This window comes from Streptomyces sp. WAC03905 (genome assembly GCF_057371075.1).
Window position 1 is genome coordinate 3,014,696 of sequence record NZ_JBXYDZ010000003.1, and the last position, 17,303, is coordinate 3,031,998.

Annotated in this window: 15 protein-coding genes; 12 read left to right on the forward strand and 3 right to left on the reverse strand. The window is 71.6% G+C overall.

The window, feature by feature from the left end; translation table 11 throughout:
- Positions 1–76: 76 nt before the first annotated feature.
- Positions 77–856, reverse strand: a complete 780-nt coding sequence (locus AC2RP6_RS15870) for a helix-turn-helix domain-containing protein (protein WP_486446795.1) — start codon at positions 854–856, stop codon at positions 77–79.
- Between the two features lie 537 nt (positions 857–1,393).
- Here AC2RP6_RS15870 and AC2RP6_RS15875 point away from each other — a divergent pair.
- The 3 genes from AC2RP6_RS15875 (at position 1,394) to AC2RP6_RS15885 (ending at position 3,823) form a co-directional block, all read left to right on the forward strand.
- Complete coding sequence (locus AC2RP6_RS15875; protein ID WP_486446796.1) at positions 1,394–1,855, forward strand: glycine-rich domain-containing protein; 462 nt, start codon at positions 1,394–1,396, stop codon at positions 1,853–1,855.
- 69 nt (positions 1,856–1,924) lie between these two features.
- Positions 1,925–2,617 (forward strand): class I SAM-dependent methyltransferase, encoded by a 693-nt coding sequence (locus AC2RP6_RS15880; RefSeq protein WP_486446797.1) that lies wholly within the window; start codon positions 1,925–1,927, stop codon positions 2,615–2,617.
- 600 nt (positions 2,618–3,217) lie between these two features.
- On the forward strand, positions 3,218–3,823 hold the full coding sequence (locus tag AC2RP6_RS15885) for a hypothetical protein (RefSeq protein ID WP_486446798.1): 606 nt from the start codon (positions 3,218–3,220) through the stop codon (positions 3,821–3,823).
- On the opposite strand, the gene AC2RP6_RS15890 is transcribed toward AC2RP6_RS15885, so the two are convergent.
- On the reverse strand, positions 3,786–4,175 hold the full coding sequence (locus AC2RP6_RS15890; RefSeq protein WP_486446799.1) for a hypothetical protein: 390 nt from the start codon (positions 4,173–4,175) through the stop codon (positions 3,786–3,788). The genes AC2RP6_RS15885 and AC2RP6_RS15890 overlap by 38 nt on opposite strands.
- A gap of 54 nt (positions 4,176–4,229) precedes the next feature.
- Here AC2RP6_RS15890 and AC2RP6_RS15895 point away from each other — a divergent pair, with 54 nt between their 5' ends.
- The 4 genes from AC2RP6_RS15895 to AC2RP6_RS15910 all read left to right on the forward strand — a co-directional run bounded on the left by AC2RP6_RS15895 (position 4,230) and on the right by AC2RP6_RS15910 (position 9,908).
- Complete coding sequence (locus tag AC2RP6_RS15895; protein WP_486446800.1) at positions 4,230–4,997, forward strand: glycerophosphodiester phosphodiesterase; 768 nt, start codon at positions 4,230–4,232, stop codon at positions 4,995–4,997.
- Between the two features lie 191 nt (positions 4,998–5,188).
- Positions 5,189–6,595 (forward strand): class II fumarate hydratase, encoded by a 1,407-nt coding sequence (locus AC2RP6_RS15900; RefSeq protein ID WP_486446801.1) that lies wholly within the window; start codon positions 5,189–5,191, stop codon positions 6,593–6,595.
- Positions 6,596–6,707: 112 nt separating this feature from the next.
- Positions 6,708–7,427 carry a cytidylyl-2-hydroxypropylphosphonate hydrolase gene (gene fomD / locus AC2RP6_RS15905; protein ID WP_486446802.1) on the forward strand — a complete coding sequence of 240 codons (720 nt, stop codon included), beginning with the start codon at positions 6,708–6,710 and terminating at the stop codon, positions 7,425–7,427.
- A gap of 249 nt (positions 7,428–7,676) precedes the next feature.
- Entirely contained in the window at positions 7,677–9,908 is a 2,232-nt protein-coding gene (locus AC2RP6_RS15910) for a SpoIIE family protein phosphatase (protein ID WP_486446803.1), read from the forward strand.
- A gap of 64 nt (positions 9,909–9,972) precedes the next feature.
- Here AC2RP6_RS15910 and AC2RP6_RS15915 read toward each other — a convergent pair whose 3' ends face one another.
- Positions 9,973–12,255: a transglycosylase domain-containing protein gene (locus AC2RP6_RS15915; protein ID WP_486446804.1), complete on the reverse strand. Its 2,283-nt coding sequence runs from the start codon at positions 12,253–12,255 to the stop codon at positions 9,973–9,975.
- A 232-nt stretch (positions 12,256–12,487) separates the two neighbouring features.
- Here AC2RP6_RS15915 and AC2RP6_RS15920 point away from each other — a divergent pair, with 232 nt between their 5' ends.
- From AC2RP6_RS15920 to AC2RP6_RS15940, 5 genes are all read left to right on the forward strand, one after another.
- On the forward strand, positions 12,488–13,396 hold the full coding sequence (locus AC2RP6_RS15920; protein ID WP_486446805.1) for an SPFH domain-containing protein: 909 nt from the start codon (positions 12,488–12,490) through the stop codon (positions 13,394–13,396).
- Positions 13,393–13,626, forward strand: coding sequence for a type II toxin-antitoxin system antitoxin (locus AC2RP6_RS15925; protein WP_030658696.1), 234 nt, complete (start codon positions 13,393–13,395; stop codon positions 13,624–13,626). The genes AC2RP6_RS15920 and AC2RP6_RS15925 overlap by 4 nt, the downstream gene beginning before the upstream one ends.
- Positions 13,627–13,724: 98 nt before the next feature.
- Positions 13,725–14,249: a PadR family transcriptional regulator gene (locus AC2RP6_RS15930; protein WP_470103339.1), complete on the forward strand. Its 525-nt coding sequence runs from the start codon at positions 13,725–13,727 to the stop codon at positions 14,247–14,249.
- Positions 14,246–14,935 (forward strand): ABC transporter ATP-binding protein, encoded by a 690-nt coding sequence (locus tag AC2RP6_RS15935; RefSeq protein ID WP_486446806.1) that lies wholly within the window; start codon positions 14,246–14,248, stop codon positions 14,933–14,935. Before AC2RP6_RS15930 ends, AC2RP6_RS15935 begins: the two co-directional genes overlap by 4 nt.
- Positions 14,932–17,283, forward strand: a complete 2,352-nt coding sequence (locus tag AC2RP6_RS15940) for an ABC transporter permease (protein ID WP_486446807.1) — start codon at positions 14,932–14,934, stop codon at positions 17,281–17,283. Before AC2RP6_RS15935 ends, AC2RP6_RS15940 begins: the two co-directional genes overlap by 4 nt.
- Positions 17,284–17,303: the final 20 nt, after the last annotated feature.

Genomic DNA, 17,303 nt, shown 5'->3' on the forward strand with positions numbered 1-17,303 from the left:
GCGGTTGGCGCCGCCGGGGGCTCTCTCCGTGCTGTCTAGCCCCGCCAATGAGGCGCGGGCGTTCTGCCGTTCAGGCCTACTCGGGGGCGCGGCTGTACCGCTCCAGCGCTGCCTTCGAGGTGGACGTGTCCACCAGTCGCAGTTCCCACGGCCCCGTGTTGACGTCGAAGTCCTTCCCGAAGCCGACCCACTTCCCGGCCATCCGACGGCTGGTCGGCTCGACCAGGAGCTGAATGGCCCCGTGGTAGCGGGCCCCGTTGTAGTAGCCGTCCGAAGCGGTCTGCTCCACCCATGATCCGGTGACCACGTTGCGGTCGACTGTCAGATCCAGCGTGAGCGGGCTGTCCGGGTTCGAGGACGCCCCCGGCAGGCTCTGAGCGGTCAGCCGGTTCCCGTGCTGGACGATGACCACGTAATGCTTGCCTTCGTACGTCTCCTCCCGGCTGGACGAGTAGAACTCGTACCGGCTGAGCCATACCCCGGCGAATGTCTCCCCGACGCCCTGCGCGGTCGGCTGAGCCCCTACTACGGCGGAGGTGACACCCTCTGCCTCTGCATCCATGTCGTGCCCTCCTGTCCCGTCTGCGTGAACCCTGGCCATCGGTACGGGCAGGGAGAACCCCAGGGCCTCGACGGGCCGGCCTGTGACCCGCTCCAACGCCCTGGCATACACACCCCGGGGTGTCTTGCTCGTACCCGACTCCCAGCGCTGTACCAGACGCTTCGACGCTTCGTTGGGCTCTCCCAGCTCTTGCCCTGCCCGGCGCAGGGCCTTAGCAAAGTCGTCTTGGCTTAAGCGCAGGCCGATACGCACGGCCCGCAGCACATCATTCGGCACCACGGCGGTCGTCGTCATGTCGTCAAAGCTAGACCCAACACGCCTGCAATGACACCGGTTTGACGCCCTGCGGGACGTCATTGACGCCCTCCCGAGTGACGCCCAGGTGACGCCCGAAGTGTCGTCGCTCCGCCCTTCCGGCAACAGGAACATCTACCTCACGAACCAGGCAACCGGACGAGAGGGCGAGTGATGGCAAGCCGGAACGACGGGACCCCCGGAGCAGCCGTAACCCTCTCCATACCGTTCATCAGCCCGCCCCCGTGGAGAGCTGTGAGGTCTGCGGAGAGCAGGCTGCGCAGCCGTCAGCCGCACATGAGCGGGGGGACTACTCAGCCGTGAGCGACGCGAATGTCAGGCTCCGCGCTCACCGCTACCACCGGGCCCTCCGGTGAGCCTCACCGTTCGGGTCTCCCGCGATTCCGGCCGGACGTGGGAAGGCTCGGTGATCTACCCGAGCAACAGCGCCGAGAAGCCCCTAACCGCCACGGCCTCAGCCGCTTGGCCCCCATGCAAGTGCCCTCGATGTTCCGCAACGACAAGGCAGGCAAAACAGTGACGACAACCCGGCACGACACCACCAGCACCCTGGACCTGATCAGTTCCAGCCTCCGGGCCGACCTCATCACCATGGTCCGCGAGGACTACTGGCCGGGGATCACCGACGACGAGGGCAACCGGGGCGTAGAGCAGCTCGCCGCCTTCCTCGCCGTCGCCGCGACGACCACGGAGAAGGCGACCCCCAGCCTCCGCGTAGACCTGTTCTGGCACGCCTTCGTGCTGCACACCAAGCCGTACGCCGACTTCTGCAACGCGCTCGGCGGCGGCTTCATCCACCACGTCCCGGACCGCAACAGCGGGCACAACCCCGAAGAGGGCCGGGCTGCGATGCGCCGGACGGCCGGCCTGATCCGCGAGGCTGGGTACCAGGCCGACCCCGAGTTCTGGCCCCTCGACGGCGCGGCCGACTGCACCCAGTCGTACGCCGGGTGCACCGACAGCCCGGTCAACAAGTAACCCGCCCCACCGCGTCAGCCGCCCGGTATCGTGCCGGGCGGCTGTCGCCATGACCGAGAACGGACACCGATGACTGACGCTCGCAGTGACGCATGGGACACCTATTCGCAGAGCAAGCCGCAGCGAAGGCAGACGAACGCCAAGGGTGAGACGACCTGGTTCAACTGGACCCAGTACGCAGACCACGGTCCCGGCGCCGAAGTGCTGGCGCTCACCCCAGGTGACACCGCGCTCGACCTTGGTTGTGGGTCCGGCGGAAACCTCGCCCACCTAGCAACCCTCGGCATGAAAGCCATTGGCGTGGACATCTCCGCCAAGCAGCTTGGTAAGGCCCAAGAGCGATGGCCGAACGTGAACGGCATGGAACTGCACCAGGGCGAAGCCCTGGCCTACCTCGGCGAGACCTTCACCATCTTCGACGCGGTATTCAGCGTCTTCGGCGCCGCCTGGTTCACCGACCCCGGCCTACTGCTCCCCATCGTGCATTCCACTCTCAAGCCCGGCGGTGTGTTCGCCTTCTCCCAGCGTCCGCCCGTCGAAGGCTGCTACGGATGCCAAGCCTCCTACATTCCTCGCGGCCCCGAAGAAGATCCTGCCATCGTGAAGCGATGGGACTACCAGCCCGACATCTGGTCTTCGCTCCTTAGGGAGTACGGATTCCCCGACGTGACCGCAACTGTGCTTCCGGCGCCTGAGAATGACGGGCGAAACACAGGCACGCTCCTGATCCGCGCCTTGCGCGGAGACCAAGCTCAGCACTGAAGAGATAGAGAGGACGTGTACGTTCTCGCAGGTCACGGGAAGACGGTAACCCTCTCCGAGGGACCGGGTAACCCTCGACGGGTTATGCAGCGGTACACAGTGAGTGCACGCGGCAGGATGCTGCGCCAAGCCGCTCTTCTGGAAGTGGTGCCCAGACAGCACCAGGTAGCGCGCCCCCGAGCCCGGGCCCACCAGGCCGAGGGCCTTCGCGGCCGTCACGCCCTTCCGTACGGCCTGCTTGGTCAGCGGACCATCTTCGGTGCCCGGGATCGACGCTAGGGCCCTCTCGGCGAACTCAGCGTGCCCCAGGCGGTTACCCCAGCCGAGGGCGGCGAAGTACACGCGGAACGCGAGAGGACGCATCCGCGAGTCTCCGAATTTCGACTTCCTCCAGAACCCGGCTCCGGAGCCGACGTTCACGCACATCCCGGTGCGCGGTCCGGGGCTGTAGAGCCCGGTCGCGGGCCGTTCCGAGGGGGTCTCTGCCGTTCGGCAGAGGCCCCCTCGGGCGTTTCCGCCGATCAGCAGATGGAGTCGGGGGCGCCGGGCGGCGAGGCTTTTCCCGTAGCCGAACAGTCCTTGTCGACACGGGAGTTCACGATGAAGAACCGCACGCGCGCCCTCGCCCTCGCCGGATCCGCCGCCCTGGTGGGCACCCTGGTGGCGGCGGCCCCCGCGCCGGCGGCGCCGGCCGCGCCGAAGACGGCCTCGGTGCACGGGGGCGGCACGGTGGCCTATCCGTACGTGCCCGCCTCGCACGACATCCGCTTCACGGTGGACGCCGAGTCGGTGCCGTGGAGCAGGCCGCTGAAGGGCGAGAACCTGGAGCACGGGCTGCCGACGGACGCGCGCGGCCGGGTGACCGTCCACCACGCGATGCCGGACCAGGGCTTCACCGGCGTCGCCGAGGCCGAGGTGGACTGCATGGTGACGGGCGGCCGGACGGCCACGATCACCGCAGTGGTCACGCGCTCGAACGTCGGCTGGGAGGGCAGGCGGATCGGGCTGAGCGTCCAGGACGGCGAGCGCGGCGCGCCCGACCGCGTCGGGTTCTCGTGGGGCATCGTGAACGTCGACGCGAAGCCCGACGGCTCGGTCGCCGTGCCGACGGTGGGCACCTGTATGGCCCCGGCGCCCTTCACCGAGGTCACCAAGGGCGGCTTCAAGGTCACCCCGGCCCCCCTGACCCCCCGCCCGCAGCCGTAGCCCCGCCCCCCGTCAGGTACCGGGCCTCAACGGGGGTGGCCCGGTACCCCTCCGCCCGCGCCGCGACGACCTCGGCGATGCTCAGTCCGTACACGCGGCGCAGCAACGCGACGGGGACGCCGTCGGGGCCGCCGACGGGCAGGTGGACCGCGCCCTCCCGGGCGAGGATGCGCTCCCGGATCCAGGGCGGCGGGACGCCGCGGCCCCGGCCGCAGGCGTAGACCTCGTACCGCGGGCAGTGCTCGTACTCCTCCCAGCGCAGCTCACCGTCCCGGACGAGCTGCCATTCCTCCCGGACGCAGTCCTCGCACGGCTCGCAGTGCGTCCGTCCGTACATCCGGTGTTCCGCCATCCGGGCAGCATGCGGTACCCGGGGGGTCGGGCGCATGGGGATAACGTCGGGGGCATGACGCACACGCAGCTCCGTACCGACCGCGCCGTCCGGGTCGTCGCCCATCGCGGGGCCTCCCACGAGCACCCCGAGCACACCCTGGCCGCGTACCGGCAGGCCGTCGCGGACGGTGCCGACGCCCTCGAATGCGACGTACGGCTCACCGCCGACCACCAGTTGGTCTGCGTGCACGACCGGCGCGTGGAGCGGACCTCGGACGGGCGCGGGGCGGTGTCGGAGATGACGTACGAGGAGCTGTGCGGCCTCGACTTCGGCGGCTGGAAGGGCGAGGAGCACCGCGGGGCGCGGGTGCTGCTCTTCGAGGAGCTGCTGAAGGAGGCGCTGGCCGCGGACCGGCCCGTCGGGCTGGCGGTGGAGACCAAGCACCCCACCCGTGCGGGTGGCCGGCTGGAGGCGGAGCTGGTGCGGGTGCTGAAGGACCACGGGCTGGCCGACGGCTCGGCGGGCCTGGTCGAGGTGATGAGCTTCTCCCGCAACGCCCTGGTCAGGCTGAACCGGCTGGCGCCGGGGCTGCCGGCCGTCTACCTGATCGAGCGGCGGCTGCGGCCGCCCAGGCCGCCGTTCGCGGGGCACGCGGGACCGGGCATCGACCTGGTGCGCAAGGATCCGGGACTGGTGGGACGGCTTCGCGCGAAGGGGCTGCGGGTGCGGGTGTGGACGGTGGACGAGCCGGAGGACGTGGAGCTGTGCCTGCGGCTGGGCGTGGACACCCTGATCACCAACCGGCCGCGCGAGGTGCGCGCCCAGCTGGACTCGCTGTAGACCGGCAGGTCTCCGGCCCGGGTCCGCAGCCCGCGGTGCGGGGCCGGGCCGGGTCGGCGCGGCCCTGCCGGCGGGCGCGGGTGGCGGTGGTGCGGACTGGGCCACGGGGGTGACGGCGGTGACGATTACTGACGGGGGGCCGGGAACACGTGCACCACGAGAACCGCTCACCTTTCCGAGGAGGCACAGACATGACAGACGACCAGAAGCCCGACGACGGGTTCCGGACCGAGCACGACTCCATGGGCGACGTACGGGTGCCCGTGCACGCCAAGTGGCGGGCGCAGACCCAGCGCGCCGTGGAGAACTTCCCCCTCTCGGGGCAGCGCCTGGAGCGGTCCCACATCGAGGCCCTCGCCCGGATCAAGGCCGCGGCGGCCGTCGTGAACGCCCGGCTCGGCGTGGTCGACCAGGACGTCGCCGACGCGATCCGGTCCGCGGCCGGTGAGGTCGCGGACGGCCGCTGGGACGACCACTTCCCCGTGGACGTCTTCCAGACCGGATCGGGGACCTCGTCCAACATGAACACCAACGAGGTGATCGCCACGCTGGCCACGGAGCGCCTCGGGCGGGACGTGCACCCCAACGACCACGTCAACGCCTCGCAGAGCTCCAACGACGTCTTCCCGTCGTCGATCCACATCGCCGCCACCGCCGCCGTCGCGGGCGACCTGATCCCGGCCCTGGAGCACCTCGCCGCCGCGCTGGAGCGCAAGGCGACGCAGTTCGAGCACGTGGTCAAGGCCGGCCGGACCCACCTGATGGACGCCACCCCCGTCACCCTCGGCCAGGAGTTCGGGGGGTACGCGGCCCAGATCCGCTACGGCGTCGAGCGGCTGCGCTCGTCCCTGCCCCGCCTGGCCGAACTCCCCCTCGGCGGGACCGCGGTGGGCACGGGCATCAACACCCCGGCCGGTTTCTCGGCCGCGGTCATCGCCGAGGTGGCGGTCGCGACCGGCCTGCCGCTGACCGAGGCGCGCGACCACTTCGAGGCCCAGGGCGCGCGCGACGCGCTGGTGGAGACCTCGGGCATGCTGCGCACGGTAGCCGTCTCCCTCACCAAGATCTGCAACGACCTGCGCTGGATGGCCTCCGGCCCGCGCACGGGATTGGCCGAAATCAGCCTGCCCGACCTCCAGCCCGGCTCCTCGATCATGCCCGGGAAGGTCAATCCGGTGGTACCGGAGGCCGTCCTGATGGTCGCCGCCCAGGTGATGGGCAACGACGCCACCGTCGCGGTGGCCGGCGCCGCCGGCAACTTCGAGTTGAACGTGATGCTGCCGGTGATGGCCAGGAACCTCCTGGAGTCGATCCGGCTGCTGGCCGCCGCGGGCCGGCTGCTCGCCGACCGCACCGTCGACGGGATCACCGCCGACGAGGCCCGGGCCAGGGAGTACGCCGAGTCCTCGCCCTCCGTGGTGACCCCGCTCAACCGCTACATCGGCTACGAGGAGGCCGCGAAGGTGGCCAAGAGGTCCCTCGCCGAGCGCAGGACGATCAGGGAGGTCGTCCTGGAGTCCGGCTACGTGGAACGCGGCGCCCTGACCCTGGAGCAGCTCGACGAGGCCCTGGACGTCCTGCGCATGACGCGCCCCTGACCGGCCGTCCCGCACCTCCGGGCGGGGGCCGGATCCGGTCGTTCGTCCTCCCCGAATCGCCTCGTGACCTGCACCGCAGCGGGCGTACGGGCCCCCGCCCTAAGATCTGCGCATGACAGGTACTTTCCAGCCCGGGAGCGGCCGGGCGCCTGACGCACCGCCGAGCCCCGCACGCGGGACGCGCTGGTCGCCCGGGGACCGGATCCTCTGGCGCTACCGCGACCACGCCCCGGGGCTGAAGGGCGCGGTGCACATCTGCCGCCCGGTGACGGTGGTGCAGGACACCGACGAGATGCTCGCCGTCTGGATGGCGCCCGGCACCGAATGCGTCAAGCCCGTGCTCGCCGACGGCACCCCCGTGCACGCGGAACCGCTGGCCACCCGCTACACCGCGCCCCGCACCACCACGCGCTCGCGCTGGTTCGGCGCCGGCGTCCTGAAGCTGGCCCGGCCCGGGGACCCGTGGTCCGTGTGGCTGTTCTGGGGGCCGGGCTGGCAGTTCAAGAACTGGTACGTGAACCTGGAGGAGCCGCGGTCGAGATGGGCCGGCGGCGTCGACTCCGTGGACCACTTCCTGGACATCGCCGTCTATCCCGACCGCAGCTGGCAGTGGCTGGACGAGGACGAGTTCGCCGAGGCCCAGCGGTCCGGGCTGATGGGCCCCGAGCAGGCACGGCGGGTACGGGAGGCCGGCCGTGCGGCGGTCGCCCTGATCGAGGAATGGGGCGCTCCGTTCTCCGCCGACTGGCAGGCCTGGCGGCCGGATCCGGCCTGGCGGATTCCGGCCCTGCCCGAGGACTGGGACCGCACCCCGGCGCATATGACCTCATGAGACCCTTGATGCGCCCCCGGGGTTCAAACGTAGGATCGTCCTCCGCGAGGTCGCGCGCGCGGGACGGTGCGATCGGGCCGCACACCAGCAAGTGTCGTTCTGTACGCGGGATCTGACCGGAGGTCGACACACGAGGAAGTTCGAGCGAGGAACCTCTGGGCGATGGTGCCCGGGCCGCTGAGCGGGTATACCGCGACTGACCGAGTTGAGTGCAGCGCACATCGAGCGCAAACGGACGGATTCCCACGCGTGACGGAGTACCCCACCTCTCAGGAGGGCCCGCAGCCCGTCGCCTCCGGCGGAGGTACGGACGAGGCCGGCCACGGCAAGGCGCCCATCGCCGCCACCGAGGCCGTACGCACGCATGCCACGGGCGCCGGCAGCGGCCCGGCGGCCGAGCCGGGCGCTGCGGCCGCGGCGGCGGCCTCCGACGTAAGGGCCGCGCGCTCGGCCGCCGGAGCGGCGTCGGGGCTCCCCCGGCCGCGCGGAGCGGCGTCGGCGGAGGTTCCCGCCGCGGGCTCCGGTCCGGCGCACCCCGGCCCCGGCCAGGACCACGACAACGCCCGTCCGCGGATCACCGCGGACGCGGAGGACGCCTCCGATGCCCTGGACGCCCACGACGCCGCGGCCCGCGGCGCGGGGGCGGGGGCGGGCGGGCCGGCCGTGCCCGGCAGGGGCGGTGCGGACGCGACCGCCGCGCGCCGCGAGGGGGACCGGCTGCGGTTCGTCGGCGCCGCCACCCGGCGGATCGCCCGCGGCATCGACCTCGACGAGATCGTGCTCGGCCTGTGCCGGGCCACCGTCCCGACGTTCTCCGACGCCATCCTCGTCTACCTGCGCGACCCGCTGCCGGTCGGCGACGAGCGGCCCGTCGGCCCGGTCGTTTTAAGGCTGCGCCGCACCGACCGGCTCCGGCCGATCGACGACCTGACGGACATCAGCAGCACCATCGGCGCGGGGATGGACCTCGCCGGGGCCGCGGGGGCCACCGGCGAGCTCGACTTCAGCCAGTTGCCGCTGGTCGGCCCGCAGGGTGACCTGCCCGCGGCCGAGCTGTGCGAGATCCGGCCCGGCGGCGCGCTCGCCGAGGTGCTGCGCGGCGTACGGCCCGTCTTCGCGTCCTCGGCCGACGCCCGGGCGGCGCTGCCGGAGCTGCTCGGCGTGGAGCATCCGCTGCCGCGCGGCAACCGGGCCGTCCTCGCGCCGCTGCGCGGCCGGCGGCGGGTGATCGGCGCCGCGGTGTTCCTGCGCAGCCCGGAGCGTCCCGCCTTCGAGCAGAACGACCTGCTGGTCGCGGCGCAGCTGGCCACGCACACCGCGCTCGGCATCGACAAGGCGGTCCTGTACGGGCGCGAGGCGTACATCGCCGACGAGCTCCAGCGCACCATGCTGCCCGACAGCCTGCCGCAGCCGACCGGCGTGCGGCTCGCCTCCCGCTATCTGCCCGCGGCCGAGACGGCCCGGGTCGGCGGCGACTGGTACGACGCCATACCGCTGCCGGGCAGCCGGGTGGCGCTCGTCGTCGGCGACGTCATGGGCCACTCCATGACCTCCGCCGCAATCATGGGCCAGCTGCGCACCACGGCCCAGACCCTGGCCCAGCTGGACCTGCCGCCCGCCGAGGTGCTGCACCACCTGGACGAGCAGGCGCAGCGCCTGGGCTCGGACCGCATGGCCACGTGCATGTACGCCGTCTACGACCCCGTCGCGCACCGGATCACCATCGCCAACGCGGGCCACCCGCCGCCGGTGCTGCTGCACCTGGGCGGCCGGGCCGAGGTGCTGCGCGTACCGCCCGGGGCGCCCATCGGCGTGGGCGGCGTGGACTTCGAGGCCGTGGAGCTGGACGCGCCCGCCGGGGCCACCCTGCTGCTGTACACCGACGGGCTGGTGGAGTCGCGGCTGCGGGACGTGTGGACGGGCATCGAGCAGCTCCGCGAGCGGCTGGCGACGACCGCGCAGCTGACCGGCCTGGACCATCCGCCGCCGTTGGAGGCGCTGTGCGACGACGTGCTGGACATGCTGGGCCCGGGTGACCGGGACGACGACATCGCGCTGCTCGCGGCCCGGTTCGACGGCATCGCGCCCAGTGATGTCGCGTACTGGTTCCTGGACCCGGAGGAGACCGCTCCGGGCAGGGCGCGGCGGTTCGCCCGCCGGGCGCTGACCCGGTGGGGCCTGGAGGACCTGAGCGACTCGCTGGAGCTGCTGGTCAGCGAGGTGGTCACCAATGCCGTGCGGTACGCGGAGCGGCCGGTGACGCTGCGTCTGCTGCGGACGGACGTGCTGCGCTGCGAGGTCGGCGACGATTCCCCGCAGCTGCCGCGCCAGCGCCGGGCGCGGGACACCGACGAGGGCGGCCGCGGTCTGTTCCTGGTCAACAGGCTGGCCCGGCGCTGGGGTGCGACCCGGCTCAGCAGCGGGAAGGTCGTCTGGTTCGAGCTCCCGCTGCCGCAGCCGGCTGCGGCCGAGCGGCGCTGACGCCGCGCAGGTGGACGGAAGACCGCCGCCCCGCAGCCTTCTCGGCTGCGGGGCGGCGGTGTTCTCAGTTGTTGCCCGGGTCCTGGCCCAGGATCGGCGGGTCCGGCGGCTTGGGGCCGTTGGTCTTGGTGGCCGTGGCCGTCGGGGAGGTCGTCCCGGTGGGCGTGCTGCCCGTCTTCGTCGCGGTGGGGGTCGGGGACGTCTGCGTCGGGGACTGCGTCGGGCTGGTGGTGGCGGTCGTCGCGCTGGGGGACGGGCTCGTCGAGGCGGACGGCGAGGTGCTGCGGGACGGCGTCTGCACGGCGCCCATGTCGGCCTCGGTCAGCTGGAACTTGCCGGTGTCCACGCCCTTGAGGGCGGCGAGGGTGTACGCCCTCCAGATCGAGGCGGGGAAGCTGGAGCCACCCGCGCGCCCGAGGCCGGCGGTGCCGGTCAGGGTGACCTGGCTGTGGGTGTTGGGGTCTTCGCCGAACATGGCGACGACCGTGACCAGCTCGGGGGTGTAGCCGGTGAACCAGGCCGCGACGTTGGACTCGGTGGTGCCGGTCTTGCCGCCGGCCTGGTAGGCGCTGCTGCGGACCTTGTTGCCGGAGCCGCCCTCGTCCTCCACGACGCCCTGGAGCACCTTGGTGACGGTGTCGGCGGTCTTGCGGCTGATGGCCTGGCCGCCGACCGCCTGCTGGGGCGTGAAGTCGCTGTCCTTGCGCTCGGCCTGCTTGATGATGGTCGGCGTGACCTTCTTGCCGTGGTTGTCGAGGGTGGCGTAGACGCCCGCCATTTCCAGGGTGTTGGCGCTCATGGTGCCCAGTGCCATGGCCGGCTTGTCCTCGGGCCAGCCCTCGCGGTCCTGCATGCCCAGTTCGAGGGCGGTCTTCTTGGCGTTGGGCGGCTTCACGTCCACGATCATCTGCGCGTAGACGGAGTTCACGGAGAGGTTGGTCGCCTCCTGGACCGTCATCATCGGGGTGCCGTGGTTCGCGTTGTCCTGGTTCTGCGGGTTGAACGGGATCTTGCTACCGACGACCGGGCGCTTGCTCGTGCCGTCGTAGAGCGCGTTCGGGGTGATCGGCTTGCCGTCCTGGGTGTTGGAGGCGTTCTCCAGGGCGGAGGCGAGCACGATCGGCTTGAAGGTCGAGCCCGGCTGGTAGTCCGTGCGCAGGGCGTTGCTCGCGGCCTTCTCCTCCAGGCCCACGCCGCCGTACATGGCGACGATGGCGCCGGTCTTCGGGTCCACGGAGGTGGCGCCGGCCTGGACGCTCTGGTCCTGCGGCCGGTTCTTGGTGTCCTTGCGGTCGAGCTTGGACTCCAGCTCGTCCTGGACGGCCTTCTCCAGGGCGCTCTGCTTGTTCTTGTCGACGTTGAGCGTGATGTTCCAGCCACCCGCCATGATCATGGCGTCGGTGATGCCCTGCTTGTTCATCTCGTCGTTGGCGGCCTGGACCAGGTAGCCCTTCTGCCCGTCCATGCCGGGGCGGGGCTTGGGCTTGATGGGCGGCGGGAGCGTCATGGTCTTGCGCTTCTCCGGGTCCAGCTTGCCCATCTCGACCATGTTGTCGAGGACGGCGTTGAAGCGGATGTTGACGAGCTTCGTGCCGTTCGGACCGGCGGTCGCCAGGTCGTACTGGCTGGGCGCCTGGATGACGGAGGCCAGGTAGGCCCCCTGTTCCAGCGTCAGCTGTCCGGCGTCGACGCCGTAGAAGGCCTGGGCCGCGGCCTGGATGCCGTAGGCGTTGCGGCCGTAGAAGTTGGTGTTCAGGTAACCGGCGAGGATGTCGTCCTTCTCCATGCGCTGGTCGACCTTGAGTGAGATGACGAGTTCCCTGAGCTTGCGGGTGGGCGACTGGTCCTGCGTCAGGTAGTAGTTCTTGACGTACTGCTGGGTGATCGTCGAGCCGCCCGCCGTGCCCTTGCCCCGGACGGTGTTGAACAGGCCTCGGGCCACGCCCATCAGGTCGACGCCGCGGTCCTGGTAGAAGGACTTGTTCTCGATGGCGATGAAGGCCGTGCGGACGTCCTCGGGGATCTTGTCGAGGGTGACGATCTCGCGGTTCATCTTGCCGGTGTTGGCCATGATCGAGCCGTCGGACCACCGGTAGGTGTTGCTCTGGAGCACCGCCTGCTTGTTGGGGTCGGTGGGTTCGTTCACCGAGAAGTACAGGGCGACCGCGGCGGCCATGAGGAGCAGGACCACCCCGAAGAACGCGCCCAGGATCTTCTTCCAGGTGAAGAAGCGGCGTATGCCGGTGCGCTTGCCGCTGCCCCCGCTCCCCTTGGCGCCCTTCGCGCGTCCGCTCGGCGCCCGCCGCGCACCGCGCTGCTGCGCCTTACGCACTTCTGCTCGGCCCATCGCTCCCGCTCCGCTCGATTACCCCCCCGACGTCAACTCAGAAAGCTAACACCGCAGGCTGTGACAAACTTTGGTCAATCCGGACTAATTACGGTCATTTCGGACGTGAGAATCAGCACCCACATCACAGGAACCGACGCTCAGATAAGCGGATGGGTTGCCATTGCGCAAAAAAGTGATATCACTTTGCTAAGCAGTCCGACCGGCTGCGCGCAGAGAAACGGGGCGAACCATGACGAATCACGTAGCCACTCCAGGCGGAGTACGGGAGTTCACCGCGCGCAGCGTGGGCGGCGGGCTGGCGTTGCTGCTCGGCCTGGTCGGTCTGCTCGCGGGCGCGGGACTGGTCGTGGCCGGCGCGGTGGCGGCGGCCACCGGGGTGAAGGTGGCCCTGATCGCGGCCGGCGTGCTCCTGGGCCTCGCCTCGGTGATCGCGATGAGCGGCCTCAACACGGTGGCGCCGGGCGAGGCCCGCGTCGTCCAGCTCTTCGGGCGCTACCGCGGCACCGTCCGCACCGACGGCCTGCGCTGGGTCAACCCGCTGACCTCGCGGGAGAAGATCTCCACCCGCGTGCGCAACCACGAGACGGCCGTCCTGAAGGTCAACGACGCCTACGGCAACCCGATCGAGCTGGCGGCGGTCGTGGTCTGGCGGGTCGAGGACACCGCGCGCGCGGTCTTCGAGGTCGAGGACTTCACCGAGTTCGTCGAGACGCAGACCGAGGCCGCCGTCCGGCACATCGCCATCGAGTACCCCTACGACGCGCACGAGGAGGGCGGCCTGTCGCTGCGCGGGAACGCCGAGGAGATCACCGAGAAGCTCGCGGTGGAGCTGCACGCCCGGGTGGAGGCCGCCGGGGTGCAGATCATCGAGTCCCGCTTCACGCATCTCGCGTACGCTCCTGAGATCGCCTCCGCGATGCTCCAGCGCCAGCAGGCGGGCGCCGTCGTGGCGGCCCGGAAGCAGATCGTGGAGGGCGCGGTGGGCATGGTCGAGCTCGCCCTGACCCGGCTGGCGGAGGAGGAGATCGTGGACCTCGACTCAGAGCGCAAGGCGGCCATGGTCTCGAACCTGATGGTCGTGCTGTGCGGCGACCGCGCCGCGCAGCCGGTGCTCAACACGGGCACCCTCTACCAGTGACCCCCTCCGGCGAGGAGAAGCCCGCGGGCCGGCAGGCGCGCAAGCAGGTGCTCCTGCGACTCGACCCGCAGGTGTACGACGCGCTGGCCCGCTGGGCGGGCGAGGAACTGCGCAGCGCCAACGCGCAGATCGAGTTCCTGCTCCGCCGGGCCCTCGCCGAGGCAGGCCGGCTCCCCTCCGCCCCGGGCCCCATCCCGCGCCGGGGCCGACCGCCCAAGCCCTCGGACTGATGGCCGCTCCCGCGCCACCGCGCGGGGGCGGCTTTTTCGTTTCCGCAGCTCAAGACCTCTATACACTGCGCGTATACACACGATGTATAGTCGGCGGCATGTCCATCGGTCACACCCTCCTGGGCCTCCTTGAGGCCGGCCCGCGCCACGGCTACGACCTGAAGCGGGCCTTCGACGAGAAGTTCGGCCACGACCGCCCCCTCGCCTACGGGCAGGTCTACTCGACCATGTCCCGGCTCCTGAAGAACGGCCTCGTCGAGGTCGAGGGCATAGAGGCGGGCGGCGGTCCCGACCGCAAGCGGTACTCCATCACGGACGCCGGCATCACCGACGTCGAGGCCTGGCTCTCCCAGCCCGAGAAGCCCGAGCCGTACCTCCACTCGACCCTCTACACGAAGGTCGTCCTCGCACTGCTCACCGGCCGCCGCGCCGACGAACTGCTGGACGCCCAGCGCGCCGAGCACCTGCGCCTCATGCGCATCCTCACCCAGCGCAAGCGCAAGGGCGACATCGCCGACCAGCTCATCTGCGACCACGCGCTCTTCCACCTCGAAGCGGACCTGCGGTGGCTGGAGCTCACCGCGGCCCGCCTCGACCAGCTCGCGCGGGAGGTCCGCCGATGATGCCCCCGGCCGGTTCCCTGCTCGCCGCCACGGACCTGCGCAAGGCGTACGGGACCACCAACGCCCTGGACGGCGCCGAGTTCTCCATCCACGCGGGCGAGGTCGTCGCCGTCATGGGCCCCTCCGGCTCCGGCAAGTCCACCCTGCTGCACTGCCTCGCCGGAATCGTCCCGCCCGACTCCGGCTCCATCACCTATGCCGGCCGCGAACTCACCACCCTCGGCGACGCCGAGCGCAGCGCCCTGCGCCGCACCGAGTTCGGCTTCGTCTTCCAGTTCGGGCAGCTCGTACCGGAGCTGACCTGCGTGGAGAACGTCGCCCTCCCACTGCGGCTGACCGGCGTCAGGCGCAGGGAGGCCGAACGCACCGCCCTGCACTGGATGGAGCAGCTCCAGGTGGAGGACCTCGGCGCCAAGCGGCCCGGCGAGATATCCGGCGGCCAGGGGCAGCGCGTGGCCGTCGCCCGCGCCCTCGTCACCGGCCCGCGGGTGATCTTCGCCGACGAGCCCACCGGAGCCCTCGACTCCCTCAACGGCGAACTGGTCATGCAGCTCCTCACGGAGGCCGCCCGGTCCGCGAACGCCGCCGTGGTGCTCGTCACCCACGAGACGCGCGTGGCCGCCTACTCCGACCGCGAGATCGTCGTGCGCGACGGGAAGTCCCGCGACATGGAGCGGATCGTATGAGCGGGCTCCAGGTCTGGACCCGCGACCTCGGCATGGGTGCCCGCTTCGCCTTCGGAGGCGGCCGCGAGGGCTGGACCCGCACCCTGCTCACCGGTGTCGGCGTCGGCCTCGGCGTCGCCCTGCTGCTGATCAGCACCGCGATCCCGGGCGCGCTCTCCGCCCGGTACGAGCGCGGCGACGCCCGGTCGACGATGAACTCCGAGACGGCCGACGCCCCCGGGCCCGACACCCTGCTGTACGCCCGGATCGGGCAGACGTACCGCGACAAGGACATCGAGGGGCACGTACTGCGGGCCGAGGGCCCGGACGCCCCGCTCCCACCGGGCCTGAAGAAGATCCCCGGCCCGGGCGAACTGGCCCTCTCCCCCGCCCTGGACGAACTGCTGAAGTCCTCCGACGGCGCCCTGCTGCGCGAACGGCTCGACGGCCCGGTCAGCGAGATCGTCGGCGACCGGGGCCTGGTCGGCCCCGGCGAACTGCTCTTCTACCTGGGCAGCGACACCCTCCGCAAGAACGGCCCCGACGACCACCGCGTCGAGCGCATCACCGGCTTCGGCTACGAGGCCGACCGCGACGGCCTCGACCCCGTGCTCATGCTGATGGTCGTCCTGACGTTCGTCGCCCTGCTGATGCCCGTCGCCGTGTTCATCGCCACCGCCGTCCGCTTCGGCGGGGAGCGGCGCGACCGGCGGCTCGCCGCACTGCGGCTGGTCGGCGCGGACAGCAGGACGGTGCGCCGCATCGCGGCCGGCGAGGCACTGGCCGGCTCCCTCGTCGGACTGGTCCTGGGCGCCGGCTTCTTCGCCGTCGGCCGCTCCCTGGTCGGCAGCGTCAGCCTCCGCCAGCGCAGCGTCTTCCCCGCCGACCTCGACCCGGCCCCCTGGCTGGTCCTCCTGGTCGCCCTCGCGGTGCCCGCGGCGGCCGTGGCCGTGACCCTGTTCGCCCTGCGCGGCGTGGTCATCGAGCCGCTGGGCGTGGTCCGCACGGCCAGGCCCTCGCGCCGTCGCATCTGGTGGCGGCTGCTGCTCCCGTTGGTCGGGCTCGGTCTGCTCGTGCCCATGGACGGCCGCGGCAACGACCACGGCAGGTTCAACCAGTGGCAGGTCAGCGCCGGAGTGGTGCTGCTCCTCGTCGGGATCACGGTGCTGCTGCCCTGGCTGCTGGAGCGTTTCGTCGGGCGGATGTCCGGCGGCCCGGTCTCCTGGCAGCTCGCCGTGCGCCGGCTCCAGGTCAGCAGCGGTACCGCCGCCCGCCTGGTCAACGGCATCGCCGTCGCCGTCGCCGGCGCCATCGCCCTGCAGATGCTCTTCGCGGGCGTCGAGGGCGACTACACCAAGTCGACCGGCCAGGACCCCTCCAGGGCCGCCGTCGCCGTCCTGGTCAACCGCGTGTCGGACACGCCGCTCGACGGCCTCGCCCAGCGGATCGCCTCCGTACCGGGCGTCACCCGCGCGGTCCCGCTGACCTCCACGCGGGCCGCCCACCGGGTGCCCGCGGAGGAGGAGGACGTCCAGGTCACCGTCGGCACCTGCGACGCGCTCGGAGAGGTCGCCGTGCTCGACTCCTGCACGGAGGGCGACGCCTTCATCCTGACCGGCCCGTCCTCCACGGGGATCTACGGGGGCACCGCCGAGCCCGGCGACGACCTGTTCGTCGGCAACATCCGGCGCTACGAGTCCGAGCCTGACGACCGGCCCGCGCCGGCGAAGTGGCAGGTCCCCGCGGGCGCCCGTACGGTCCACTCCCGGGAGGACCCCGCCGGGCAGCTGCGCACCGGCCTGCTGGTGACCCCGTCGGCCGCGCCGAAGGAGCTGGGCGACTTCCCGGACGAGCGGATCTTCGTACAGGTCGACGAGTCCGGTCCGGACGCCCTGGACCGCGCGCGCAACGCCGTCTTCGCGGCGGACCCGTTGGTCACGGCGATGACGCTGCGCGACACCGAGCAGGCTGCCGGCTTCTCCTCGATCCGCACGGGGCTGTTCTTCGGCGCCGCCGCCGTGCTGGTCCTGATCGGCGCCAGCCTGTTCGTCTCCCAGCTGGAGCAGCTGCGCGAACGCCGGCGGCTGCTGTCCTCACTGGTCGCCTTCGGCACCAAGCGCTCGACGCTGAGCCTGTCGGTGCTGTGGCAGACGGCCGTGCCGATCGCGCTGGGGCTGGTGCTGGCGGCCGCGGTGGGCACCGCCCTGGGCGCCGTGCTGTTGGGGATGGCCGCCCAGCCGGTCCGGATCGACTGGCCGTCGGTCCTCGGGATGACGGGGGTCGGCGCGGGCGTGGTCGCCGCGGTCACCCTGCTCAGCCTGCCGCCGCTGCTGCGGCTGATGCGCCCGGACGGCCTGCGCACGGAGTGACGCCGGCCGTCGCCCGGCCC

What these genes read in the sequence shown, in the direction of transcription:
- AC2RP6_RS15870 (WP_486446795.1), bottom strand. Translation starts at nt 856, where the DNA reads ATGACGACGACCGCCGTGGTGCCGAATGATGTGCTGCGGGCCGTGCGT.
- AC2RP6_RS15880 (WP_486446797.1), top strand. Translation starts at nt 1,925, where the DNA reads ATGACTGACGCTCGCAGTGACGCATGGGACACCTATTCGCAGAGCAAG.
- AC2RP6_RS15885 (WP_486446798.1), top strand. Translation starts at nt 3,218, where the DNA reads ATGAAGAACCGCACGCGCGCCCTCGCCCTCGCCGGATCCGCCGCCCTG.
- AC2RP6_RS15890 (WP_486446799.1), bottom strand. Translation starts at nt 4,175, where the DNA reads ATGGCGGAACACCGGATGTACGGACGGACGCACTGCGAGCCGTGCGAG.
- AC2RP6_RS15895 (WP_486446800.1), top strand. Translation starts at nt 4,230, where the DNA reads ATGACGCACACGCAGCTCCGTACCGACCGCGCCGTCCGGGTCGTCGCC.
- AC2RP6_RS15900 (WP_486446801.1), top strand. Translation starts at nt 5,189, where the DNA reads ATGACAGACGACCAGAAGCCCGACGACGGGTTCCGGACCGAGCACGAC.
- fomD (WP_486446802.1), top strand. Translation starts at nt 6,708, where the DNA reads ATGACAGGTACTTTCCAGCCCGGGAGCGGCCGGGCGCCTGACGCACCG.
- AC2RP6_RS15915 (WP_486446804.1), bottom strand. Translation starts at nt 12,255, where the DNA reads ATGGGCCGAGCAGAAGTGCGTAAGGCGCAGCAGCGCGGTGCGCGGCGG.
- AC2RP6_RS15920 (WP_486446805.1), top strand. Translation starts at nt 12,488, where the DNA reads ATGACGAATCACGTAGCCACTCCAGGCGGAGTACGGGAGTTCACCGCG.
- AC2RP6_RS15930 (WP_470103339.1), top strand. Translation starts at nt 13,725, where the DNA reads ATGTCCATCGGTCACACCCTCCTGGGCCTCCTTGAGGCCGGCCCGCGC.
- AC2RP6_RS15935 (WP_486446806.1), top strand. Translation starts at nt 14,246, where the DNA reads ATGATGCCCCCGGCCGGTTCCCTGCTCGCCGCCACGGACCTGCGCAAG.
- AC2RP6_RS15940 (WP_486446807.1), top strand. Translation starts at nt 14,932, where the DNA reads ATGAGCGGGCTCCAGGTCTGGACCCGCGACCTCGGCATGGGTGCCCGC.